Source organism: Deinococcus cellulosilyticus NBRC 106333 = KACC 11606, assembly GCF_007990775.1.
GTDB lineage: Bacteria > Deinococcota > Deinococci > Deinococcales > Deinococcaceae > Deinococcus_C > Deinococcus_C cellulosilyticus.
Genome location: NZ_BJXB01000001.1, coordinates 169,255 through 193,289, shown reverse-complemented (window position 1 = coordinate 193,289; position 24,035 = coordinate 169,255). Strand labels below are relative to the sequence as shown.

Here is a 24,035-nt window from a genome sequence, read left to right as displayed (position 1 = left end):
CCCAGTCTGGCCCCGGGTGGTGGAGGGGCAGTGGAATCTGTGTGGAGATTTGATGGAGGGTCCAATCATGTGCGGAAGACAGCAGCTTGAGGTGAGACCTTCTCAGGGGTCTTGCAAAAAGAGGTTCAACAGAAACTGCAGGAGAATCAATTCTCCTGCAGCAAAAAAGAGGGATCAATGCCCAGCCATCAAACTTTCAGTTCCCCACCCAGAGACTTCAGTTTGTACCGTGCCAGGGCCAGATTCGCCCGGTCTTTCTGCAGCACGAGGTACAGGAAGAGGGGGGTGTTGGGAATCAGGTAGATGATGTGGTACTGGTTGTCCAGGGTGATCAGGATGTCCTCGATCTGTCCCTGGATGCCCAGGCTTTTCATGGTGCGCAGTTTCGCACGGACCACGTCCGTGTTGCCTCCGGCGGCGAGTTCGAGATTCATGCCCCCTCCGGCAGTGCCGAGGGCCATTCCGCTGTTGTAGTCCACCAGGGCTGCGGCGGTGGCTCCGTCGATGGTGCTCAGGGAAGATTCCAGGGTTTCTTTGATGCTGGCCATGTTGTAAACCTCACTTTTGACAGGGGCTGCTTCTGCAGCAGGAGAAGACGGAACAGGTTCCTGCTCGGGTTGGGACGGTGGCTGTGGGGTTTCGGGGCCTGGTGGGTCCATGGCCCGTCGGGTGGGTCGTTTGAAGAACATGGGGTCCTGTGAGCCCTCCTGTGGGATTGCGGCGTGATCAGGGGTGCCGGAAGGTGCCGCATCTTCCAGCAACAGGGTGGCAAGTTCAGGGTTGATCGGGTGCGGGAGAAGGGCGGGGAGGCGTTCCAGAAACACCTTGATCCCATGCCAGGACAGCATCTCCAAAGCCGCTTCGTAACCCTGGGCAGGTCGGGATTCAACTTTTGCGTCGATCAGGATGCCCTGTTCCAGATGGAGGCGGCCCCAGTGGTGTCCAGCATGGACCCGCACCATCACGCTTTTTTTCTGACGGGCCAGAAGCTTGAGCACCTCCGTGAGGGAAAGCTCCTGCCCGCTGAAGGGAAAGGTGGCTTTCATGTGTTGCTCGATGCTGGAGCACAGGGTGCGCAGGTCCGGGGCTTGCAGGATGGTGATGTCCTCAAATTGATTTTTGAGGTCCAGAACATCCAGTTTTGGATTCGAGGTGAAGAGCATGTAGGCGCTGTGTGGCCAGAGGGTGCGGGCCTGATCCAGCTGGGAAGACAGCCCCTTGCCCTGGGAGGGCACTTCCAGCACCACCAGGTCTGGACCCTGTGGGAAATCCATTTGCAGGGCCTGATCCATGTGGGTGCAGGAATGGACCAGCCATTTGCTTGCAGAGGCCACCGATTGCCTGAGCTTTTCCTGCAGCATCTGGGCAATCTCAGAAATCAACAGCAGATGAGGAACAGGAGCCAGGATGGCATTAGACATCGATTGCCCCTTCATTTGATCTCACAGTTGATCCTCTGCGTTTCATGTATATGAAACTATCAGATAAAATAATCGATGTCAAAGTTGTTATGAAAGCGTGATTACAATTAATCCTTGTAAGTGATAATTTACACATGATACCCTGACTGTTACCATTTAATGACATTTGAGGTCAATCTTATAGGTTCACTATATATGAAAAAGTTGGTTTTTGGTTGATTGTTTCCGTTGAATTGTGTTGCCCAATACTTATGTCATGAAAGCGTAAAGAGTGTAATGATATGCATTCAAACTGTTACCATTCTGATGGATGCAGGTCCTGTAAATCACGCAAAAACCATTCTGGATGACAGCAGGTCCTGGACCACATAAGGTTGCAGTTCATCACCTCTGTGTTCAACCTCCCAGAGGGAAAGCAAAAAACTGGCCTCTTCCAGATCAAAGGAAAGGCCAGTTGGTGGGTTGAAGTTCAGTTGACGGGGATTTCCTGCAGATGTTCCAGACCCGGCACAGCCTGGAACTGACAGCCATTCTGGAATCCAAAAGGACAACTCACAGGGGGAGGCAGGGTTGCAGAAGCAGCAGGATCTCGGGGGCAACAGCCCTGACCTGCCTTGATGCTTTCAGCGAGCTGCACCGTCTCCAACATGGGAGTGTCTTCGATGTCCTGCTTCAGGAAATGCAGGAAGCGGCGGTAGTGCGCGATTGCTGCATAGCGGTCCTGGGCAACGGCCAGACAGGCCATCAGGCGCTGGTGGTGGTTTTCCCCCAGAAACGGGTCCGTTTTCAGGGCCTGATGGAGAGCATTCACCGAAGGCAGGCAGTCGCGGGTGAGGCAGTGCAGATCAGAAACCTCCATCAGCACCTTCAGGTAAGCCTGCTGATGCTGTTCGCGGGCCTCTTCCATCCAGCTTCCCTGCAAACCTGCCAGGAAAGGACCCTGACAGAGCTTCAGGGCTTCATGGAGCCTGTCCAGTCGGGCCTGACCACCGAGCAACTGGGCTTCATTCACCAGGGTGTAGAACTGGTGCAGGTCACTGGATTGCAAGACCTCAGGAGCAAGCTGCAACCGCCCCTGCTGTTCCCGAAGGGTCCCTGTGGCTCCCAGGGCAGAGCGGATGCGGTGCAGGTTGACCCGCAGGCGGTTGTTGACTGCGGGGGTGGCTTCTTCCTCCCAGAGGTCCCTCAGCAGGTCCCCTTTGCTGCGCCCCTCTGGGTGACTCAGCAGGTAGAACAGGATGTCCCGGGCACTTTCAGAGTGAAAGGAAACGTCCTGCTGCAGATGCTGCACCTGCGCCGTCCCGAGGGTCAGAATGTGAAATTCGTGCATGGCGCACCTTCCGTGGAGGTCTGCTGCCATGAATCGGGCAGCCTGAGAAGCCTGTAAAGCTGTAAATTCCTGAGACCATTGTACGGAACGGTAGATTTCTCTGCTCTGACGGAGGATTGTTAAGACAAATTCACATTTTCACCGACCATTTCATCAGGAGGTGTCTGTTGATGCCTCCTGATGAAACGCACTTCAGCTCATTCATGCAGGCGCACCCAGGCCCTGAGCCACCCGATCCACTGGTCCAGCCATCCCTGTGAGGTGATCCAGTGGGTGTCTGAGCGCCCACTTTCCACCAGATCCACTTCTACCCCCATGATCCACAGGTGCTGGGCGGCGGCCAGATGGGGAAGGGCCCTTCTCTCGGCTTCGTCCAGGGGACGCACGGACTCGTATCCCTCCAGGTAGGCCTCAAACACCTGTGGGAACTTGCGGGGTTCAAAATCACTGACCAAGGCGGTGGACCACAACAGCACGGCAAGCTCATGGGCACGCCAGCCATAGCCAACGGTGGTGAAATCAATCAGGTGGAGGTCTCCAGTTTCGGTGATGAGCACATTGGTTTTGTGCAAATCGCCGTGAATCACCCCATATGCTGCAGCGTGATCCGGCAACTGGCTGAAGTAAATGGAGGCCAGATCGGCAGTGCGCTGCAAAAATGCAAAATCTTCAGGCCTGTCTTGCAGGTAAGGCTCCAGCCTTCTGAGTGGTTCTTCCATCACGGCCACAGCGTCATACACGGGCAGGGGAAGCACCTGATCCACCATCCAGGCCTTGTGGAGTTCCCCCACGGCTTTCCCATAAGCTCTGGCCTGTTCAGGGGTGAGGTTTCGCTCTGGAGGTACACCGGGCACCCCCTCAAAAAGCACTGCAGGACGGATGCCTTCCGGGGCAGAGAGCAGGTTCAGGTAGCTCCCATCTTTGCGAGGAAGGGCACGGGCCACCGGAACACCTGCAGCATGGGCAATCTCCAGCAGATCAATTTCGGTGGCAATTCTCAGGTGGTATTCCTGCTCGCTTTTGTGGGTGTAGACCCGCAGGTAATGGGTCTGGTCCCCGGCCTGGACCAGATAGGTGTCATTGTCCCCACGCAAATACAGCTTGCAGCTGATGGGCTCTGGAAGGTCATAATCCGAGAGCACCTGATGCACCAGGGCTCTGGCATCCAGCAAGCTGGACTGTACAGGAAAAAAGGTCATGGTCGTGGCTCCAGAGGGATGGGGAAGAAATTCAGTCGATCAGCCACCAGATGGCTCCCTTGAAAGCATGGGGATTTTCTTTTTCAAACGCAATTTCATCTTCTCGCAAAATGGCACGCTCCATCTTATGGGCCTGGGACCGCCAGAATCTGTGAAACCTGTTGCGAACCAGCGGGTAGGGGGAAGACTGAAAGCGCTGGAAGGGCGGTGTTGATGGAGGGAGCCATCAGCGGTCAGCGGTCAGCCATCAGCCCAAAAAACACTGGGGTGCTATGGCATCAGCCATGATTGATGTTCACAAAAAGCACTGCAGTGCTTTTTGCCGAGCAAAGCGAACGGGACGGTCAAGACACTTGAGCAACGTACAGTTTTCTGGCGTCGATCAACCAACACGTGAAGATCAGGACAGACACATCCAGCAGTTGATCTGTTGCCTGTTGCATCAGCCCAGCGTCATCTGTTGCTGACGGCTGATGGCTGACCGCCCTGCACCACCTCAGATCAGCAGATAGGCTTCCCGCACATATTCAGCTGCCGTCATCAGCAGTTTTTCGCGCTGGGTGCGGTGGGTTTTCACATCGTCCAGACACAGCAGGGCATCTTCAATGAGGTCCCTGGACCAGTTGTGGTTGAGGCGAAAGTCCTGCAGCAGAAGGGGTTTGCTGGGCAGGTCAACAACATCATGGGCCAGTGTGGTAAGGGTCTGGTAGGCATTCAGCAGGTCTTCACGGACCTCCTGGTGATGCTCGGGGGTGGGGTCATGAAGCAGTTCTTTTGCGGTTTTCAGGCGCTTGCGGGCTCCTCTGACATCCAGCATGAGCTGAGTTTACCCTGAGGGTTTTGTCAGGCGGATGTGGCGTTTCTGAACCTGTCTATGCAAATCAAAACGATTCGACTGTTCCGGGTTGACCTCAGGCAGACATTTCCCTGACACCTGACCAAAGCCAGCGTGTGAATTCCTACAATACCAGCATGCGTCAGATCACCGTGTGCAACTTCAAGGGTGGGGTGGGCAAGAGCACCACCGCCATTCATCTCGCTGGATACTTCCAGACCCAGGGACCAACCCTGCTGATCGACATGGACCCGAACCCCACCAGTCTGGCCTGGGCCTCGCGCAAGAAACTGCCTTTTCAGGTGGTTTCAGACGACGAGGACATCAAGAAGAAACGTTTTGAGACCCTGATCCATGACACCTCGGCCAGACCGAAAAAACGCAGCCTGAAAGACATTGCCAGAGACACCGACCTTTTTGTGGTGCCCACCACGCCCAGTGCCCTGGCCCTGCAGGGCACCCTGCACACCATCGAAACCCTGAAAGATCTGGAGGCAACCTACTGGGTGGTTTTCGTGAATGTACCCCCCAAACCTGCAAAGGATCTGGAACAGGCAAGACAGGTGATTCAGGAGCACACCCACTTTGTGGCCCCGATCAGCATCCGCAGGTCATCTGCCTACGAAAAAGCCGCCACAGAGGGCTGTCTGGTGCGGGACCTGAAAGCCGTGCGCCAGCGGATCTACTGGTCGGACTTTGAAGCACTGGGGCGTTTCCTGCACGAACAGATGAAGTGAAAATTTCAGGTCGAAACACCCTGCTCCCGGTTCAGGCAACGCTGCAAACGGCGGTCCACAACAGGCAGGTCCTCCTCGACCACCAGCATTCTGGGATGGCTGTGCTTTCCGATGGCCCTCAGGTGCACATAACAGGTGTGGGGCCTTCCACCTTCCACCAGGGCGAAGATGCGGTCTGCTTCCACCCACTCCGGGCCGTCTTCGGTGATGATTTTCAGGGATGCTTCCATGCAGCCTCCTTTTCCCAGAGGACCATACCAGAGCTGCGGCGCGCAGATGTCCCTGATGCGCCAGTTGCAGCTTTTCAAGCATTCTGCACCTTTCACAGGACACCTGGCAGACACCCGGATGGTACCTGTGGAGCATGAACCCTCACACTTTGCTTGCCGTTCTGCAGGACATGCACCAGCAGGTGCAGCAGGAGGGTGAGCGCACCTTCAAACACTGGCAACCTGATCTGGTCCGTAAAAATTTCCGGCCCAGTGCCCTCAATCTGGCTTCTTATCTGGCTTTGCGGCGCATGGACCTGCGTGAATTGCAACAGGAACTGGGCCGTTATGGCCTGTCCACCCTGGGCCGCAGTGAATCCAGGGTTCTGTTGCAGCTGCAGGCTGTGCTGGCCACCCTTCATGCCCTGACGGGAGAACCTTACACCCATCCTGCTTCTGCATCATGGGGCGAGGGCTCTGAACTCTTGCGCAGCAACACCCTTGAACTGCTCGGTGAGGCCAGCACAGGCACCGGGGTGAGGCTCATGGTGACCCTACCCACCGAGGCCGCCACAGATGCTCAACTGGTTCGTGACCTGCTGGAGCACGGCATGGATGTGGCCCGCATCAACCTGGCCCACGACGATGAAACCGTGTGGCTGCAGATGGTGGAGCAGGTCCGTTCCCATGCCCGTGAACTTGGACGCTCCTGCCGCATTGTGATGGACCTTGGAGGGCCAAAACTGCGAACCAGCCGCATCCTCGCAGGCACAGAGAAACGCCTGAAATCTGGAGATGTCCTCAACCTGTACGCGAAAGACGCCAGTGACCCCGTTGCACCTGCCGTCTGGTGCAGTCTGCCCGAGGCCCTGAAACTCCTCGAGGTGGGCAGCGAGGTCTGGTTTGACGATGGCAAAATGCGCTGTGTGGTGGAGGAGGTCCTGCCAGACCGCATCTGCCTCAGGGTGAAGCAGACCCGGTCCAAAGGGTACAAACTGAAGGCAGAAAAAGGCATCAATTTCCCCCATCTCGACCTGTTGATTCCAGCCCTGACCGCCAAAGACGTGCTGGATCTGCCTTTTGTGGTGGAACATGCCGATCTGGTGGCTTTTTCCTTTGTGCAGACCCCTGAGGACGTGCAGTCCCTCCAGCAGCACCTGAACCGTCTGGAAAGACCTGACCTGGGCCTCATCCTGAAAATCGAAACCGGCCTTGCGGTGCGTCACCTCCCGGAACTGATGGTGCAGGCAGCCTCCCACCAGCCCACAGGTGTCATGATTGCCCGTGGAGATCTGGCCGTGGAGGTCGGATTTGAGCGTCTGGCCGAGGTGCAGGAGGAAATCCTCTGGCTGTGCGAGGCTGCCCACATCCCGGTGGTGTGGGCCACACAGGTGCTTGAAAGTCTGGTCAAAGAGGGGGTTCCCTCCCGTGCCGAGATCACCGACGCTGCGATGGCAGAGCGTGCCGAATGCGTGATGCTCAACAAAGGCCCCTGTGTGGTGCAGGCCATGGACGTTCTGCAGGATGTCTTTGGCCGGATGCAGGCCCATCAGCACAAGAAAACTGCGCAACTTCGCAGACTCAGGCTGGCCGGGCAGGCCCCATGATGTGCCAGCAAACCCGCGCCTGACACACGCATGGTTTCATGAAGCCCGTATGAAACTGTCCCACTGCCTGATTTCTCTGTCCCTGCTGGTGGCCTGCCAGCAAAATGCTCCCCTGCCCATTGTGGACACCCAGCCTGTCACCCACGCGAAATTCAATGGCTTCAATGGCAGGGCAGAAGCCCTGAAGACCGCCGGGGTGCGCCTCTTTGGCAAGAACGACCCCACGGTGGCCCAGGACCTGGAGCCCGAGTACATTGCCGTCAGTGCAGACTCAAAAACCGCCTGGGTCACCCTGCAGGAAAACAATGCCCTGGCTGTGCTGGACATTCCCAGTGGCACCATCCGTGAAATTGTGCCGCTGGGCTACAAGGACCACAGCCTGACCGGGAAAGGCATGGATGTCAGCGACACCGACAAAACCATCAAAATCCAGAAGGTGAAGGTGAAGGGCATGTACCAGCCAGACGCCATTGCCAGCTTTCAGGTGGCCGGAAAGACCTACCTGGTGACCGCGAATGAAGGGGACGCCAGAGAATGGGGCGATTTCAAGGAGGAAACCTCTGTTTCCAAACTGGCTCTTGACCCTGCGAACTTCACTGCCGATGACACCGCAGCCCTGGCCCGTCTGAATGTCACCTCCACCCTCGGCCAGAAAGACGGCAAATACAGCACCCTTTATGCTTTTGGGGCCCGCAGCATCAGCATCTGGAACGCAGAGGGCAAACAGGTCAGTGACACCGGAGACACCATCGAGCAGCAGGTGGCCCTCAAACATGCTGCCAACTTCAATGCCAACCACACCAGCAACACCATCGACAACCGCAGTGACAACAAAGGCGCCGAACCAGAAGGGGTGACCACTGCAGAGATTGCCGGGAAGACCTTTGCTTTCGTGGGTCTGGAACGTCAGGGGGGCATCATGACCTTTGATGTGAGCGACCCCACCAGACCTGTCTTTGTGGACCACACCAACAACCGGGATTTCAATGAGGACCTGAAGAACTTCGCAGGCACCAGTGACCTGGGTCCAGAAGGGGTGCTTTTCATCCCTGCTGCAGACAGCCCCAATGGTGAAAACCTGCTGGTGGTGGGAAATGAGGTCAGTGGCAGCACCACCGCCTACACCGTTTCAGATGCAGGCAAACTGACTCTGAAAGGCCGCCACATCTTCACAGAGAACGGCAAATCTGTGCTGGACAAAGGTGCAGCGGAAATTGTCGCCTACGACAAGGCCAGCAAACGCCTTTTTGTGGTGAATGGGTACAGCAAGACCATTGATGTGCTGGACTTCAAAGACCCCGGCAAACCCAGTGCCCTGAAACAATGGGCACTGGACACCTACGGTGAATCTGCCAACAGTGTGGCCGTGCGGGGTGGGCTGGTGGCCGTGGCGGTTCAGGCCAAAGTCAAAACCGACGCAGGCAAGGTGGTCTTCTTTGATGCCGAGGGCAACCTGAAGGGACAGGCCACTGTAGGTGCCCTGCCAGACATGCTGACCTTCACACCGGACGGCAAGTACGTTCTGGTCGCCAATGAGGCGGAACCCAGTGACGATTACACCGTGGACCCTGAGGGCAGTATCAGCATCGTGAACGTGCAGAAAACCCTGCAGTAAAGCATGTTTTGAAGGATCGGGCCTTTAAAAGGCCCGATCTTTTTTTGTCCTGATGTCTGGACTCATGGCTGATCTACAGAAGAAGGATTTTGATGTGGATTTTGCAACTTGAATTCTGAGGAAGCCATCCCTGACCATTGTCCTTGCTCCTGATTTCACAGCAGGCTTATGGTGAAAAATCGGGCGGCCTGCTCCAATCCAGAGCTGCAGGTGTCGCCTGGAAAGGGTGAACGCCATGTTCAAAGTGGTGGTCTGGCTTCTGGTCCTTGGAGCTTTCCTGTACGGTGGTCTGCTGGTGCCTTCTGCGCCTTATCCTGCCTCTTCTGCAGCAACAGAGGTCAACCCGTTGCCTCTGCCTGCAGACCTTCCTGCTCCTGTGGAGCGGTTTTTCCGCAAGATTTATGGAAATCAGGTCCCGCAGATTCAGACGGCTGAAATCACGGGTCTGGCCCATCTGCGGCTGGGAGGCATCCGGTTTCCGGCAAGATTTCGCTTTTTGCACCGGACGGGGTACGGCTACCGTCACGACATGGAAGTCACCTGGTATGGCATCCGCATCATGACCGTGAAAGAAGTGTATGCACACGGACAGGGCCGCATGGAACTCCCCTCTGGGGTGACCGAGAAAGAGCCAAAAGTGAACCAGGGCGCAAACCTTGCCCTGTGGGCCGAGGCCATCTGGTTTCCTGCCCTGTGGGTGACCGATCCCCGGGTGAAGTGGGAGCCTGTGGATGCCAGCACTGCCCTGCTCAGGGTGCCTTTTGAAGACCAGACCGAGACTTTTGTGGTGCGCTTTGATCCAGGGTCGGGCTTGCTCACCCTGATGGAGTCCATGCGCTACAAAGCTGCGGACAGCCCATCCAGAACGTTGTGGCTGAATGAATCTGTGCAATGGGAACCCCTGAATGGACAGCTTTTCCCGACTGTGGGAAAGGTGATCTGGTTTGACGACAGGGTGCCCTGGGCACAGTTTCGGGTGCAGCACGTCAAATTCAATCTGTCTTTTGCTGGAGGTCCTGGGGCAGAACTCTGAAACGTGCTGGAAAGGCCATTCCACCAGACAACTGCCTGCATGAAAGGCTTTTCAGATCACACTGGAAGCAACCATGACCGCAGCCTACCAGAACTTCAAACTGGCCCTGTACTGTCCCGCACCTGACCTTCTGCACATCACCGAACAGCAGCTTGAGAAGGATCTGGCCTTTTTCCAGAACCACCTGAAACTCAGCAAGGTGTATCTGGAGAGCCACCGTGGAGACATCAGCCTTGAAAAAGCAGACCTGCTGCACCTGAAAGCCTTTTTTGAATCGAGGGGCATTGAGGTGTCTGGAGGCATCACCCCCACCCTTCCAGACACCTACCGGGCAGGCTACGGACGCCTGTTTGGAGGCATCTGCTACACCGATGAGCGGTCCAGAGCAAAATTTCAGGCAGAGGTGGAAAAAGCAGCCTCGGTGTTCGATGAGGTCATCTTCGATGATTTCTTCTTCAACAATTGCGCCTGTGACAGCTGTCTGGAACAGAAAGGGGACAGAAGCTGGGCTGAATTTCGTCTGGAACGCATGACCGAGGTCTCGGAAAATCTGGTCATGAAGGCGGCCAGGAGGGTGAACCCCCGGAGCCGCATGATCATCAAATACCCCAACTGGATCGAGTCGTACCAAGGGACCGGATACAACACCCTCACCCAGCCAGGGCTTTTTGATGGGGTGTACACCGGAACGGAAACCCGCGACCCTGAAACAAGCCAGCAGCATATACCCCGTTACGCCTCCTATTCGCTTCTGCGCTGGATGGAACACCTGAAGCCTGGTCAGAATGGAGGAGGATGGTTTGACAACCTCGACTGCAGTTTTCTGGACCATTATCTGGAACAGGCCTACCTCACGGTTTTTGGCAAGGCCAGAGAACTGACCCTGTTCTGTTACGGGCTGCTTCGGGATTCTGTGCATGTGCCTCCCCTGGGGTTTCAACTGGAAAAACTGGACCACATTGCAGCTGAACTTGGAGGGCCTCTGGGCGTCTGGGCCTACCATCCCCACCAGGGCAAAGGAGAAGACCACCTTTACAATTACCTCGGGATGGCTGGAATTCCCATTGAACCCACCCCCCATTTCCCCGAGCAGGCGGCGTGTGTTCTGGTGACGGCCACCTCTGCGCAGGACAGTGGGGTCCTGCAGAAAATCCAGACCCTGCTGAAAAACGGCGGGAATGTGGTGATGACCTCTGGATTTCTGGAACGCATGCAGGGGAGGGGCATTGAATCCATGACCACCCTGACCCCGACAGGCAAAAAGCTGGAGGTGCAGGCTTACGGAAAAGACACGCACAGTTGCACTTTCAGGACCTTCCAGAACGGGGATCACAGGGTGCTGTTCCCGGTCCTGGATTACTGCACCAACGGAACCTGGCAGGTGATCGCAGGGTTCAATGGGGAAAACAACATTTCCCTCCTGATGTATGACAATTATTCCCGTGGAAAACTGTACACCCTGACGGTGCCAGACCACATTGCCGAATTGCCAAAATTGCCCCCTCTGGTGCTGGGTGCCCTCAGGGAGGTGCTGGGTCAAGGTCTGCCTGTGCAACTGGATGGCCCCGGTGATGTGGGCCTCTTCTGTTATGACAGTGGGGTTTTTGTGCTGGAATCGTTTGCCAGACGTCCTGAAAGCTGGAGGGTGCGCGTGCCAGGAGGGGAGACCCTGACCGACCTCCTCTCGGGCAGCATGTTGCATGCACAGGGCATGGAAGGGGATGTGGCTGTTTTTGAAGTCCGACTTCCTCCATCTCGTTTTCAGGCCTTCAGGATTGGCTGGAAAAGCTGAGGTTTGTGTTGCAGTGCAGCCAGGAAAGTTCTCCCTTCCTGGTTTTTTGATGGCAGTGCTGGGCTGACCTCACCCGCCACATGACGTAGGCAGTTCAGAGAATCATATGTTACTCTTAACATATGTTAGGAGGGCATCATGTCGATCAACCATGCCATTCTGGGTTTGCTCAGCTGGAAACCCTGTACAGGATACGACCTGAAGAAATTCTTTGAAGGCTCCACGCTCATGCACTGGTCGGGCAACAACAACCAGATTTACAAAGCCCTGGTTCAACTCTCGGCAGAGGGGCTGGTGACCAGCGAAACCCTGCATCAGGAAGGGGCACCCTCGAAAAAGCTCTACCACCTCACAAAAGAGGGACAGCAAGCCCTGCGAAAGTGGGTGCTGGGCGACATCGAACTGCCAGAATTCAAAAAACCCTTTCTGGTTCAACTGGCCTGGGCAGACCAGCTTGAAGACCAGGAACTGCTGAACCTGATCCAGCGTTACGAAGACGAACTGGAAGTCGGGCTGCGCACCGTGCAGGAACAGATGCGCAGAAACAGCGATGTTCCCGCCAGAACCTCCAGAGAAAAACTGCTGTGGGAGATGATGCGTGACAGCCTGATCACCTCGTACCACAACGAACTCGACTGGGTCAGTCGGGTCAGAAAGAACCTGCTCAACCTCAAGGAGAACCCCCATGAACCATCAGGTGATTGAACACAAAAACCAGAAATACATCGAAGTGACTTCTTCCAGCCCTCTGCTGGGTTCAGAGCAAGATGCACTGGATCTGGTGGCGCTCGGAATGGAACAGCAGACAGGCCTGCTCCTGCTCCATGCAGAAGCCTTATCAGAAGACTTTTTTCAGCTTAAGACTGGAGTGGCGGGAGCCATGCTGCAGAAATTCATCAATTACCACATGAAAACAGCAGTGGTTCTGGCAGACCAGGAGGGACAGCACCTGCGCTTCCGTGAAATGGTCTCTGAAGCCAACAAAGGGCAGGCTTTTCGGGTGTTTGAGACCCGTGAGGCAGCAGAAAACTGGCTGCTGGGCTAACCTGAGGCACAATTCAAGCCAGAAACCCTGTCCAGCCTGAACCTGCTGAGACAGGGTTTTTCTGTGACTTCATGCTGAAGTTCTTCAGAGAAACTGCAGTTGTCGTTGTTTTTGCTGACTGCTGAGGGCTGACTGCTGACCACTTCTGATAAGGATTGACTTATCACCCCGATAAGAGTAAGCTTATCGCATGACCATTCGCTCTTTCCTTGCCCGGCATCCGCAACAGCGCAGAAGCCAGCCTCTGATCATCGAGGACCTGCTGAAAATGGCAGAGGCAAGCAAGCACGAAGCGGTCAATGCCTGCCTCGCCATGTGCGAGGACCTGTACATCAACGGCTCCAAAAGTCGTTATGTGCATTCCATTCAGGGCTCTCCACTGTTTGAACTGCGCACCGACGCAGAAAACCAGAAGGCCTGCGCCCGGGTGTATTTCTACTGGCGCAACCCTGAAGAGGTGGTACTGGTTCACGCCGAGACCAGCGACCACGGACGGGCCAGCATGAAACTGCTCAATGGCTGTGCAGCAGTGCGCAGTGCAGATTTGCAGGGCAGAGATGTGCTGGACGGAGCACGGTCCCTGTGAGCACCGAGGACATCGTGCGCCGCCTCAAAGACATCGCCGATCTGGACGAAAACCCAAGTCTGGAGCTGATGTCCCTGTTCAGTCAGGCCCAGCCCTCGGATTTTCCCAAGATGTCCCAGCTCCGTTCCTGGACGCCCACAGAACTCCGCGAAACCGTGCAGACCGAAATCACCCTGCGTGAAGCGGGAAGGCTCATCGAGAAAGCCAGAGAACTGCGTGGCATGTCCACCCGCGAACTGGCCGCCAGGGTGGGTGTTTCTCAGCCGCGTGTGGTGCAGATCCAGGCTTCCGGTGAAACGCTGGGCATCCAGACCCTGGTGAAATTCGCCACGGCCCTCGGTTACCGGGTGGTCATCGAACTCATCCCCGAAGAGGGAGGGGAGCCCATCCGGGCCACCTGAACCCTTTTTCAACACTTCAACACTGGCCTTTATTTCACTCTGATTGACTCACATCAGGGCAAGACCTCTCATTGCCACTTCACTGGCACATTCCTCTGGAGGACCCACATGACCACCCCCCTGCTCACCCTTGACACCATCGTGAAGTACCTGAAAGAAAAAGAAGTGCACCTGGAACTGCAGGACAACAATGGCCAGCGTTTCATCCGCATGGGCTGGAAGTTCGAGATGGGCGACGCTGCCGTTCTGGTCAGCCTTGCAGACACCGGAGAGGACACCAGTCGTCTGGAAATCACCTGCGTGACCCAGAAAACCTATGAGCACCGCCAGGGTGAAGTGCTGAACCTGCTCAATGCCCGCAACCGCGAACGTGCCTTCTCCCGCTCACTGGACAGCGATGGCAACGTGTGGCTGGAGTACGTGGGCTTCTACCCCACCCTCAGCGAATTCCCCCAGACCACCTTCGACACCCTGTTCAGTGGCGTGCTGATGCACTTCCAGGACGATTACGCCACCCTGGAACAGCACACCATCAAGAGCTGATTTCAGTCCAGCCTGAAAATGAATTCGGGGATCTCCTGACCTCTGGCCTCGGCAAAGCCCTGGTCCTCCCCGATCACCTGAAACCCACACTTTTCCAGCACACGGCGTGAACCGTGATTGTCAGCAGCAGCCCGGGCGTATAAAGGCCTTCTGGGCTGCTGTTTCAGGTAAGTCTGCAGCGCGCTGGTGGCCAGCCCTTTGCCCCAGTGTGCCCGGTCAATCCAGTACGTGATTTCCCGCTCTGAGTCGTACACAAAAGACGACACATGCCCCACCACCTGTCCGGCATGCTCGATGGTCCAGTTGTCAATGTCTGGATCATGCAGGATCTTTTGCCAGTGCGCATCAAAAGCCTGACGGTCACCGGGATTTGCACGGGTGAAAGCCGCCATGTGGCAGGCTTCAGGATCACGCTGGTGGTCAAAAAACGGGTCCAGATCAGAGGGTTCAACGGCTCTCAATAAAATGTGGGTGCTTGAAATCTGAGACATGCTCTATTTTACCAGAGTCGGGCTTGTTGGTTCTGCTGTGAGCAGATAGGATGCCTGCAACATGGCTGTTTTGTCCTTCACAAGAAACGCGAGAAATTTTTGTTTCAGAAACGTTTCCGGTGTTTGCTGCGCCGGCGCAGCAGGCTTCCACGATGAAAGGATGGAGCTGTCACCTGGAGGATCTACAGCTCTTGAAACCATTTACATTGCCCTGGGGAACATTCCATCAAAAAACCCTGCCAGAACGTGAAAATCATGTAGAATGAGGTGCATCAGAGAAGGCATTCAACGCAAGCCTTTGTAAAATTTGATCCTGATGGGCAGCACCTGATCCTTCTGACAGGTCTGCTGAACTCAGACCCGGGAGACCGTCATGCGCCAGCACCACAACCTCACCATTCAGGATGTCGCCCGAGAAGCCGGAGTGTCCACAGCCACCGTCTCCAGAATTCTGAACGGCACCGGAAAAGTCAGCCCGGAAAAAGTTCAGCGTGTGCGTGAAGTGATCGAGCGCCTCGGATACAAGGCCAACCCCTTTTCCAGAAGCCTCCTCACCGAGGACCTCAAGACAGTGGGTGTGCTTGTGCCCAACCTCAAAGACGAATTCTATGGGGTCATCGTCAACACCATCGAACAGCACCTGCTGGAACACGACCTGCACATGATGTGTTCTCTGGGCCATGACGACCCTCGCAAAGAAAAACAGGCCATTCAGACCTTCAAGAGCCGCCATCTGGACGCCTATATCCTTTTCACCGACCTGCTGCCAGACGAAGATCTGCTTGAACTCATGCAGGAAGGGGTTCCTATGGTGATCCTCAACCGTCTGATCCCGGAAGCCGCCTCCACCTGCCTTTATGTGGACAATGAGATGGGCGGGGAACAGGCCACCCGGCACCTGCTGGACCTCGGTCATACCCGCATCGCCCACATCACCGGTCCCCTGAACCGACCCGATACCCTGGGCAGGTACACCGGATACATCCGTGCCCTGCAAGCCGCAGGTGTTCCTGCAGATCCTGCCCTGTTTGCCTCGGCCAATGGTCAGGACTGGGCAGAAGCCGAAGGGGAAAAACTCACCCAGCGTCTGCTGGCCCGCACCCATTTCACGGCGCTCTTTGCCAGCAACGACTGGCTTGCTCTGGGTGCCGTTCGAGCATTGCAGGCTGCAGGTCTGCGTGTCCCACAAGATGTTTCAGTGGTGAGTTTTGATGACCGGACTTTTGCCAGAACGGTGCTGCAGGGCCTCACCGCAGTGCATTTCCCGAGTGAGGAACTCGGTACCCAGGCCGCTCAACTGGTGGTGTCCCTGCTGGGGGAGGAAGAACCCACAGCAAGGCCTCCACTGCAGACCCATCTGGTGGTGCGGGGGTCCACGGGCAAAGTGAAATAGAGCCTGAACTCTTGAAATGAAAAGACCCTGCCAGATGCTGGCAGGGTTTGCTTTGAAAGAAACTCAGCCTTTGACCGAGCCTCCTGCAACGCCAGAAATGATCTGACGCTGGGCAATCACAAAGAGGATCAGGAAAGGAACGGTGGACAGTGCGGTGCCCATCATGATCCCACCCCATGACACGCGGGTCAGACCCACCAGGGTTCCCAGGGCCACCGGAATGGTGTAGGCATCCTTGTTGTTCAGCACCAGAAGAGGCCACAGGTAATCGTTCCAGCTCGACAGAAACAGGAGGATCGCCAGAGCAGCCATTGCTGGGCGCACCACAGGCAGGGCAATCTGCCAGAACACCCGCCACTCACTGGCTCCATCAATCCGTGCAGCGTTCAAAAGGTCCGTGTGGACCGTCAGAAACGCCTGTCGCATGTAGAAAATGCCCATGGTATTTGCAAGTGTGGGCAAAATCACGGCCCAGTAGGTGTTGGTCAGGTGAAAGTTTCGAGCCATCAGGATGTACTGCGGGATGATCGTCACGAACACTGGAATCGCCAATGTTGCCAGGATCACCCCGAACCAGAAGTTCTTGCCCCAGAATTCGTACTTGGTGAACGCGAACCCGGCCATGCTGGTCAGCATCAGGCTCACGGCAGTGTACAGCACCGCAATGATGATGGAGTTGCCCATCGCCCGCAGGAAGTTGGTGTCGGCCTGCAGGTTCTTGAAGTTGTTCACTGCTTCACTGCCGAACCACAGGGCTCCCGAGTAGATGCCGTTGTCCGGGTGGGTGGCGTACACCAGCATCAGGTACAGCGGGGCCAGAAACAGCAGAGCCAGAATGGTGAGAAAGACATGCAGCAGGGTGGATTGCAGGACGCTCGAACGCACAGGATTCTGTATCATGGCCTGTTCTTTTTGCAGGGGTCTGGGCGTGCTCATGTGTTGTCCCTTCCGAGGAGGCGGAGTTGAATCCAGCTCACGAAGGCACCCAGGATGGCAACTGCGTAGGCAATGGAACTGGCGTATCCGAAGTTGAAGCTTCTGAAGCCCTGCTGGTACAGGTAAGTCCCCAGCGTCATCGTGGCATTCCCCGGACCGCCGGCCGTGATCAGGGCAGACTCAGTGAACAGTTGCAGGGTCCCGAACACCGACAGCACCGTACAGAACAGAATGCTTGGACGCATCAGGGGCAGGGTGATTTTCCAGAACGTGGTCCATTTCGAGGCTCCATCAATTGCAGCAGCCTCGTACACGTCTTTGGAAATGGATTGCAGGCCAGCGAGGAGGATGATGGCGTTGTATCCGGTCCAGCGCCAGGTGATGGCCAGCATGATCACGATCAGGGCGGGCGTGCCCTGGTTGAGCCAGTCCACAGAAGGCAGGCCCAGAGCGTTCAGGCCGTGGTTCACTGCACCGTACTGGGTGTTGAAAATCAGGCGGAAGATCGCCGAGTAGGCGGTGGTCCCCACCACCAGAGGAGCAAAAAATGCAAAACGGTAAAACCCTTTGGCCTTCAGCACTTCAGAATTGAGGGCAATGGCCAGGCCAATCGCCAGGGCCAGCATGGAAGGCACCTGGATGGCCAGGATGACCAGGGTGTTTTTCAGGGCGGTCATGAAAAAAGGATCAGAGAAAAGTCGAGTCCAGTTTGCAGGGGTGAAACCAAAGCCCAGAATGCGGGAATCGTCAAAAGAGTCCAGCAGGCTGCGGATCAGGGGGTATGCCCAGAACAGCAGGAAAATCAAAAGGTAAGGCAATAAGAACCCATAGGGTACAAGGTTCTGTCTGAGTCTCAACATCAAAGGCCTCCTGTGGACCTGGGCAAAAGGCAGGCCCGGTGTGTTTCTGTCCTGATGCGCAGGTCAGGGTGGATCTAAAAACAGCACAATGCAGGCACCCGAAATGGGACAGGTGCCTGCACTTGTGTCATTCCGGCAAACCTTTATTTCGCGATGGGCAGTCCGGTGATGCTGCTGATCTGCTTGGCGGCAGCATCCAGTGCTTCTTTGGCGGTTTTGTATTTTCCGGCCAGGAAATCTGCCTGAACAACGATCATGACCTGACGGGCATCCTGGAAGAACTGGGTTCCACGTGCAGCAGGCACATCCCCCAGGGTGTCCAGGATGGTCTTCCACACCTTCTGGTTCCCCCAGTACTTCTGGCCCTGCGCCACGTAAGGATCTTTGGCAGCACTCAGCAGGGAAGGCACCAGTCCGTACTGTTTGAGCATGGCAATCTGGCCTTCGTTGGTCGCCAGGGCGTGCTCGATGAAGGCATACGCAGCTTCTTTGTTCTTGCTGCTCGCGGGCAGGGCCAGGGCAGAACCTCCCAGGTTGGCTGCACGCACGCCGCCTTTTTTGCTGGCAGGCATGGCGTACACGCCCCACTTGCCGCTCAGGTCTGCACCGTTGCTGCGGATGGTGCCTTCGTACCAGGCCCCGAACATCGAGGTGGCAATGTCACCTTTCTTGAAGGCCGTGATCTGGCCGCCCCAGTCGCCTACAGAGAGGAGTTTGGCGTCCATCAGCTTCTTGATGGTGGTCAGGGCGTCCACACAACCCTGCTTGTTGATGGTGACTTCACTGGCTTCATTGTCGAAGTAGAAGCAGCCGTTCTGGTTGGCCAGCATCCGGAACCATTCATCGTCGCTTCCGTTGCCAATCACACCCATCTTGACCTTGCCACCAAACTTGGCATTCACCTTCTGGCCTGCCTTGATGAAGTCATCCCAGGTTTTGATGGAAGAGACACTGACTCCAGCCTGTTTGTAGAGGTCACGGCGGTAGAACATCACCACCGGGCCGGAGTCCCAGGGCATGGCGTAACGCTTGTTGCCCACACTGAGTTCCGTCCATTTGAAGGCGGGGAAGCTCTTGAGGTACTTGCCTGCCCCCAGGGTGGTCAGGTCGGTGAAGCAGTCGGGGAAACGGGCCCAGAACACTTCAGCTTCACCGTTTTCGACGCTGTACACATCAGGGAGGTCTGCTCCCCCTGCGGCACACCCAGCGAGGCCACGGTCATAGACGTTCTGGTTGCCGAGGTCGACCACTTTGACTTTCACATCCGGGTACTTCTTGTTGAAACTCGGGATGGTGGCTTCCAGGGCTTTGGCGGCCACGTCCCAGCTCCACACCGTGATTTCTCCTTTGGGGGCGGCAACGGCGCTGCTGAGGGCCAGGGTCAGGGTGAACAGGATGGTCTTCTTCATGGTGCTCTCCTTATTGAGGGGTCAGAACTTCGGTGGGGTGGCTCTGGGGTTGCAGGACAGCAACGCCCATCGGGGCGAGCTGCAGAGTGTGGCCTTCTGTTGTTCCCACCAGTGCAGTCATGGCTGAGGGGAGGGAAATGCTGCACGGTGCATCTGTGGGATTTGTCAGGAAGAGGGTGCCGTCCTGCCAGCGCACCACTTCGATGCCTTCGGGAACGTCCAGTGGGGCCTTCAGGTTGCGGTTCTCAAGAAGCAGATCGGTGAACACCTGCAGGCTCTGACTGGTGAGTTGCGTGCCCATGTGGTAGGCCTGACCTTCTCCGTACAGGTTGCAGGTGATGGCCGGGCCTGAGATTTCTCTCTGGTAGGTGGCGAGGGCTGTGGCTCCGTTCAGTTCCAGCACATCTGCCCACATGCTGCCTTCCCAGCCATTGCTGAGTTGCAGCACGGTGCCGTCCTGCTGGGGAGCAAACTCCAGGATGTTTACCCCCAGGAGTTCCTTGAGGCCCGGGCTGTAACTGCCCTGATCGGTGCCCTGCTGGATGTGGTCATGCTCATCGGTGATGCCAGAGAAGAACGCAGAAACCAGACATCCGCCCTGTCGCACGTAATTCTTCAGGTTCCCGGCAGAAGCCTGGTCCATCAGGGGGGTGCTGGGCAGGTAGACCAGACGATACTTGCTCAGGTCATGATGGCTGGTGGTGAAATCCACAGCAATGTTTCTGCGGTGCAGGGTCCTGTAGATTTGCTGGACCTGCTGCATCAGGCGAAGTTGGACGTGAGGGTGGGACTCCTGTTCCAGGGCCTGCCAGCTGTCCCAGTCCACAATGATTGCCACTTCTGCGGTGTGCTGATAACTGAGCAGAGGAAGCCCTTTCAATTCCTGACCCAGTTGTTTGATCTCCTGCCAGGTGCGGGATTTCACCCCTGTGTGCGGCAGCATTCCCGAGTGGTATTTCTCAGAACCGCTCACGCTCTGACGCCACTGGAAGTACAGGATGCCCCTCGCGCCTCGGGCCATCAGCTGGTAACTGAGGAGGCGCATCTGGCCGGGTTTTTTGATGGCGTTGATGTGGCGCCATTGCACCTGATTCGGAGCCTGCTCCATCAAGATCCACGGCTGACCGTCCCGCATGGAACGGGCCCAGTCTCCCTGGATGGCCACCTCCAGAGCGGCGTCCTCACTTGCAGGATCAGGATAGATGTCAATGGAAACAATGTCTTCCAGCTTTGCCAGTTCCCTCTGGTTGAGGTTCTTGGCCACACTGAGGAAATTGGTGTTGACCGGGATGTGGGGAGTCACTTCCCGCAGAATGTCCACTTCAAGCTGCATGCATTCCTGCATCATGTCGCTGGAGAACCTGCGCCAGTCCAGGTACTGCGTGGGGTTGTAGAACCCTGGCATGGCTCTGGGAGGCTGGATTTCCTCCCACTGGTGGTAAGTCTGGCTCCAGAAGGCTGTGCCCCACACGCGGTTGACTTCAGAGAGGGCCTGGTATTTTTTCTGCAGCCATCCTCTGAAGGCCTGTGCGGTGCTTTCACTGAAGCATTCCCAGATGTGACAGCCATATTCGTTGTTGATGTGCCACATCTTCACTGCAGGATGGGTGCCGTAGCGCCCGGCCAGTTTGCGCACCAATTGTGCAGCTTTTTCACGGTAAACAGCACTGGCTGGGCTGTAATGCTGCCGGCTTCCGAACCCCAGGGTGACCCCATCTCTGGTGACCGGAAGGCTCTCGGGGTACTTCAGTGCAAACCACGCCGGAGGAGAGGCCGTGGCCGTGGCAAGATTGACCCCGATGTTGTGTTCCTGGAGCAGGTTCAGCACCCGGTCCAGCCAGTCAAATTCATATTGGCCTTCACTGGGTTCCAGTTTTGCCCAGCCGAAAATGCCCACCGAAACCAGGTTGACCCCGGCCTCTTTCATGCGCTGCACGTCTTCATGCCAGATGTGCTCTGGCCACTGTTCCGGGTTGTAGTCGCCGCCAAACAGCACATGCTGCCCAAGCGTGTTCAGGATGTTCACGTTGACTCCTCTGAGAAGGATGCAAACTTGTTTGCAAAAGGCAATCAAATCTGCGTAACTTTCATTTCTTTTGTAAGACTTTACAAGAGGAGTATAGGCCGATCTGGCGTCACTGTCAACATATGCGCAGAGACCCGTTGTGCATACAGAAGCAAGAAAGCATTGCCAGAACCCCTGAGCAGCGACTGAGAAGGCCCTGTGATGCCGCAACTGAACTCCAACTGCGATTTTCTGTTCTGGATGCAGATGCTCTGCTTAAGGGTTGCGGCAGTGAGAGCCATTGGCTATACTCAAATCATTCTTGTAAATTTTGATCAAAAGGAGGATGTTGCTCATACCCTGAGCAAAACCGTGACTTTCGGAGGTTTCAAACCTTTCGTTCCCTCGTTCAAGTGTCACAGGAGAGCCCATGAAACACGCCACCCTGCTTGGCAGCCTGACCCTGCTCATGGTCGGCTGCAATGCCATCCAGAATGTCTCATCCACCCAGATCAGCAAACAGGCCGTCGGAACAGCCATTGTTGACCCCCGCATTCGCTACCAGACCTTTCAGGGTTGGGGCACATCTCTTGCCTGGTTTGCAAACGTCATTGGAGGCTGGTCCGACACCAGTCGAAACCAGGTCATGGATGCCCTTTACGGCGATGCAGGACTGAGGTTCAACATTGCCCGGTACAACCTCGGTGCAGATGCCCCAGACAACGTGTGCCGCAACCAGATGCGTCCTGGAGGAAACGTGCAAAGCCTTGCCACCAGTCTGGGCGTGTACGACTGGAGCCGGGATGCCAACCAGCGCTGGGTGCTCCGGGCTGCCATCAACCGGGGAGCCAACCTGCTGGAAGCCTTTGTGAACTCTGCTCCCTCTTTCATGCTGACCAACCACTGCACCGCCGGGGCCACCTCCCCGACCTACAACAACCTGCGCACTGACATGTACGACGACTTCGGCAGGTATGTTGCAGACGTGCTCAAACATTTCAGGGATGTGGACGGGATCACCTTCACCACGGTGGCGCCCCTCAACGAGCCTGACTCGGGGTACTGGTCCTCCACAGGGAAACAGGAAGGCATGAATGTCAGCCGTGCAGAGCAGCCCAAAATCATCGGTGAGGTGGCAAATGCACTGCAGGCCCAGGGCGTGACCACCCCGGTTTCTGCCATGGACACCACCGACATCGACCTGACCCGCACCGAATTCCTGAGTTATCCGGATGCGGTGAAAAACCAGATCAGCCAGATCAACACCCACGCGTACAAGGGAAGCCAGCGCAGCCTCCTGAGAAACACCGCCCAGAAGTACAACAAGCCGCTGTGGATGTCCGAGTATGGGTGCTGCGACACCAGCAACACCTCTGCAAACCAGCTCAGCACGGCCCTGAAACTTGCCAACACCATCCGCATGGACCTGAATGACATGCAGGTGCGGGCCTGGGTGTACTGGCAGGCGGTGGAAAACAGTGATGGCAGCACCTCCACCAACCACACCTGGGGCCTGCTGAAAGCCAATTTCCTTTCCGGACAGGGTTTCAGCTACACCAAAGGCTATTACGCGATGGGGCAATTCAGCAGGTTCATCCGGCCTGGAGCCCAGATTCTTCCGGTCAGCAATGTGGGAAGTGTGGCTGCCCTCAACAGCAACGGTCAGCTGGTGATCGTCAGCATCAACGACACCACTGCAGCAAAGAGCCTGACCCTCAACCTCAGTGGATTCAGTTCGGTGGGCAGCACTGCGCAGCTTTACAGGACCTCCGCCACAGAGAACCTGGTGCAACTGGCTTCTGCAACGGTCAGCAACAAGAGCGTAAACCTGAGCCTGCCAGCCCAGTCCATCACCACCGTGGTGATCGGCAGTGTGGTGGCTCCAGCAGCAAACACCAGTATCACTTCCGGGGCCAGTTACAAAGTGCTCAACAAGAACAGCTGGAAAGCCCTGGACGTGTACGGGGCGGCCACCACAGATGGGGCCATCGTCGGACAGTATGAAGACAATGAAGGGAACAACCAGCGCTGGATTTTCACGGATCTGGGGAATGGGTACTACAGAATCACCAACAAGAACAGCGGCAAGGTGCTCGATGTCGTGGGTGAAAAAATCGAGAGTGGAGCCAACGTCATTCAGTACACCAGCACCGGCAAAGCCAACCAGCAATGGAAAGTGCAGGCCACCTCTGGAGGTTACGTCAAGATCATCAACCGCAACAGCCTGAAAGTGCTGGACATCAACGGGGAATCCATCAACAACACCACCTCCACTGGAGAGGCACGGGCCATCCAGTGGGACGACAATGGGGGAGACAACCAGCAGTGGTTGATGGTGCGGGCAGACTGAGCCGCTGAAACATTTGCTTTAAAGCCAGAGGGCAGATCCCCTCTGGCTTCTTTGTCAACCCATCTCCGCATGATGGCCTATTCTACCCGGGTGATATTGACGCCAGATTTTTATCCGGGTAATATTCGGAGGTCTCTGGGTTTCTGTGCTCAGGACCATCCATGCCCTGACTTTTCCCACCCATCAACCGAGCCTGCAATCAGGTTCCCGTCCGTCATGCCCAGTCCTGGGATGATCT

The 24,035-nt window shown here is 56.3% G+C and carries 23 protein-coding genes; 13 read left to right on the top strand and 10 right to left on the bottom strand.

The genetic code is table 11. From position 1 onward, the window contains the following. Nucleotides 1-188: 188 nt before the first annotated feature. The 4 genes from DC3_RS00815 to DC3_RS00800 form a co-directional block, all read right to left on the bottom strand. Nucleotides 189-1,421 carry a DUF4388 domain-containing protein gene (locus DC3_RS00815; RefSeq protein WP_186815749.1) on the bottom strand — a complete coding sequence of 411 codons (1,233 nt, stop codon included), beginning with the start codon at nt 1,419-1,421 and terminating at the stop codon, nt 189-191. A gap of 469 nt (nt 1,422-1,890) precedes the next feature. Continuing rightward, complete coding sequence (locus DC3_RS00810) at nt 1,891-2,751, bottom strand: AfsR/SARP family transcriptional regulator (RefSeq protein ID WP_186815748.1); 861 nt, start codon at nt 2,749-2,751, stop codon at nt 1,891-1,893. A 197-nt stretch (nt 2,752-2,948) separates the two neighbouring features. After that, nucleotides 2,949-3,950 (bottom strand): phosphotransferase enzyme family protein, encoded by a 1,002-nt coding sequence (locus DC3_RS00805; protein ID WP_146881682.1) that lies wholly within the window; start codon nt 3,948-3,950, stop codon nt 2,949-2,951. A gap of 496 nt (nt 3,951-4,446) precedes the next feature. Continuing rightward, nucleotides 4,447-4,767 carry a hypothetical protein gene (locus tag DC3_RS00800; RefSeq protein WP_146881681.1) on the bottom strand — a complete coding sequence of 107 codons (321 nt, stop codon included), beginning with the start codon at nt 4,765-4,767 and terminating at the stop codon, nt 4,447-4,449. A gap of 155 nt (nt 4,768-4,922) precedes the next feature. Here DC3_RS00800 and DC3_RS00795 point away from each other — a divergent pair, with 155 nt between their 5' ends. After that, nucleotides 4,923-5,522, top strand: a complete 600-nt coding sequence (locus DC3_RS00795; RefSeq protein ID WP_146881680.1) for a ParA family protein — start codon at nt 4,923-4,925, stop codon at nt 5,520-5,522. Nucleotides 5,523-5,527: 5 nt separating this feature from the next. Here DC3_RS00795 and DC3_RS00790 read toward each other — a convergent pair whose 3' ends face one another. Continuing rightward, nucleotides 5,528-5,752 carry a hypothetical protein gene (locus DC3_RS00790; protein ID WP_146881679.1) on the bottom strand — a complete coding sequence of 75 codons (225 nt, stop codon included), beginning with the start codon at nt 5,750-5,752 and terminating at the stop codon, nt 5,528-5,530. 134 nt (nt 5,753-5,886) lie between these two features. Between DC3_RS00790 and DC3_RS00785 the strand changes: the two genes are divergently transcribed. The 9 genes from DC3_RS00785 to DC3_RS00750 all read left to right on the top strand — a co-directional run bounded on the left by DC3_RS00785 (nt 5,887) and on the right by DC3_RS00750 (nt 14,353). Next, nucleotides 5,887-7,338, top strand: a complete 1,452-nt coding sequence (locus tag DC3_RS00785; protein ID WP_146881678.1) for a pyruvate kinase — start codon at nt 5,887-5,889, stop codon at nt 7,336-7,338. A gap of 49 nt (nt 7,339-7,387) precedes the next feature. Next, nucleotides 7,388-8,953 carry a choice-of-anchor I family protein gene (locus DC3_RS00780; protein ID WP_146881677.1) on the top strand — a complete coding sequence of 522 codons (1,566 nt, stop codon included), beginning with the start codon at nt 7,388-7,390 and terminating at the stop codon, nt 8,951-8,953. 235 nt (nt 8,954-9,188) lie between these two features. After that, on the top strand, nt 9,189-9,986 hold the full coding sequence (locus tag DC3_RS00775; protein ID WP_146881676.1) for a DUF6544 family protein: 798 nt from the start codon (nt 9,189-9,191) through the stop codon (nt 9,984-9,986). 73 nt (nt 9,987-10,059) lie between these two features. Next, the gene (locus tag DC3_RS00770) at nt 10,060-11,778 is read left to right on the top strand and encodes a putative glycosyl hydrolase (protein ID WP_146881675.1); all 1,719 of its coding nucleotides are present in this window, start codon (nt 10,060-10,062) and stop codon (nt 11,776-11,778) included. Between the two features lie 138 nt (nt 11,779-11,916). Further along, nucleotides 11,917-12,483 (top strand): PadR family transcriptional regulator, encoded by a 567-nt coding sequence (locus DC3_RS29505; protein WP_222594660.1) that lies wholly within the window; start codon nt 11,917-11,919, stop codon nt 12,481-12,483. Next, complete coding sequence (locus tag DC3_RS29500) at nt 12,464-12,823, top strand: DUF4180 domain-containing protein (protein ID WP_222594659.1); 360 nt, start codon at nt 12,464-12,466, stop codon at nt 12,821-12,823. The genes DC3_RS29505 and DC3_RS29500 overlap by 20 nt, the downstream gene beginning before the upstream one ends. 190 nt (nt 12,824-13,013) lie before the next feature. Next, nucleotides 13,014-13,409, top strand: a complete 396-nt coding sequence (locus DC3_RS00760) for a hypothetical protein (protein WP_146881674.1) — start codon at nt 13,014-13,016, stop codon at nt 13,407-13,409. Continuing rightward, nucleotides 13,406-13,810, top strand: a complete 405-nt coding sequence (locus DC3_RS00755; protein ID WP_146881673.1) for a helix-turn-helix domain-containing protein — start codon at nt 13,406-13,408, stop codon at nt 13,808-13,810. The genes DC3_RS00760 and DC3_RS00755 overlap by 4 nt, the downstream gene beginning before the upstream one ends. A gap of 108 nt (nt 13,811-13,918) precedes the next feature. Continuing rightward, the gene (locus DC3_RS00750; RefSeq protein ID WP_146881672.1) at nt 13,919-14,353 is read left to right on the top strand and encodes a type III secretion system chaperone family protein; all 435 of its coding nucleotides are present in this window, start codon (nt 13,919-13,921) and stop codon (nt 14,351-14,353) included. A 2-nt stretch (nt 14,354-14,355) separates the two neighbouring features. Here DC3_RS00750 and DC3_RS00745 read toward each other — a convergent pair whose 3' ends face one another. Beyond that, nucleotides 14,356-14,844: a GNAT family N-acetyltransferase gene (locus DC3_RS00745; RefSeq protein WP_146881671.1), complete on the bottom strand. Its 489-nt coding sequence runs from the start codon at nt 14,842-14,844 to the stop codon at nt 14,356-14,358. Between the two features lie 50 nt (nt 14,845-14,894). On the opposite strand from DC3_RS00745, the gene DC3_RS00740 reads away from it, so the two are divergent. After that, entirely contained in the window at nt 14,895-15,110 is a 216-nt protein-coding gene (locus tag DC3_RS00740) for a hypothetical protein (protein WP_146881670.1), read from the top strand. A 107-nt stretch (nt 15,111-15,217) separates the two neighbouring features. Further along, a complete protein-coding gene (locus DC3_RS00735) occupies nt 15,218-16,237 on the top strand; it encodes a LacI family DNA-binding transcriptional regulator (protein WP_146881669.1) in 1,020 nt (339 codons plus the stop codon). A 63-nt stretch (nt 16,238-16,300) separates the two neighbouring features. Here DC3_RS00735 and DC3_RS00730 read toward each other — a convergent pair whose 3' ends face one another. The 4 genes from DC3_RS00730 to DC3_RS00715 all read right to left on the bottom strand — a co-directional run bounded on the left by DC3_RS00730 (nt 16,301) and on the right by DC3_RS00715 (nt 21,468). After that, nucleotides 16,301-17,173: a carbohydrate ABC transporter permease gene (locus DC3_RS00730; RefSeq protein ID WP_246130495.1), complete on the bottom strand. Its 873-nt coding sequence runs from the start codon at nt 17,171-17,173 to the stop codon at nt 16,301-16,303. Further along, the gene (locus DC3_RS00725) at nt 17,170-18,033 is read right to left on the bottom strand and encodes a carbohydrate ABC transporter permease (RefSeq protein WP_146881668.1); all 864 of its coding nucleotides are present in this window, start codon (nt 18,031-18,033) and stop codon (nt 17,170-17,172) included. The genes DC3_RS00730 and DC3_RS00725 overlap by 4 nt, the downstream gene beginning before the upstream one ends. A gap of 143 nt (nt 18,034-18,176) precedes the next feature. Further along, nucleotides 18,177-19,442: an ABC transporter substrate-binding protein gene (locus DC3_RS00720; RefSeq protein ID WP_146881667.1), complete on the bottom strand. Its 1,266-nt coding sequence runs from the start codon at nt 19,440-19,442 to the stop codon at nt 18,177-18,179. Between the two features lie 10 nt (nt 19,443-19,452). Next, a complete protein-coding gene (locus DC3_RS00715; RefSeq protein ID WP_146881666.1) occupies nt 19,453-21,468 on the bottom strand; it encodes a beta-galactosidase in 2,016 nt (671 codons plus the stop codon). 409 nt (nt 21,469-21,877) lie between these two features. Between DC3_RS00715 and DC3_RS00710 the strand changes: the two genes are divergently transcribed. Continuing rightward, entirely contained in the window at nt 21,878-23,797 is a 1,920-nt protein-coding gene (locus tag DC3_RS00710) for an RICIN domain-containing protein (protein ID WP_146881665.1), read from the top strand. Nucleotides 23,798-24,035: the final 238 nt, after the last annotated feature.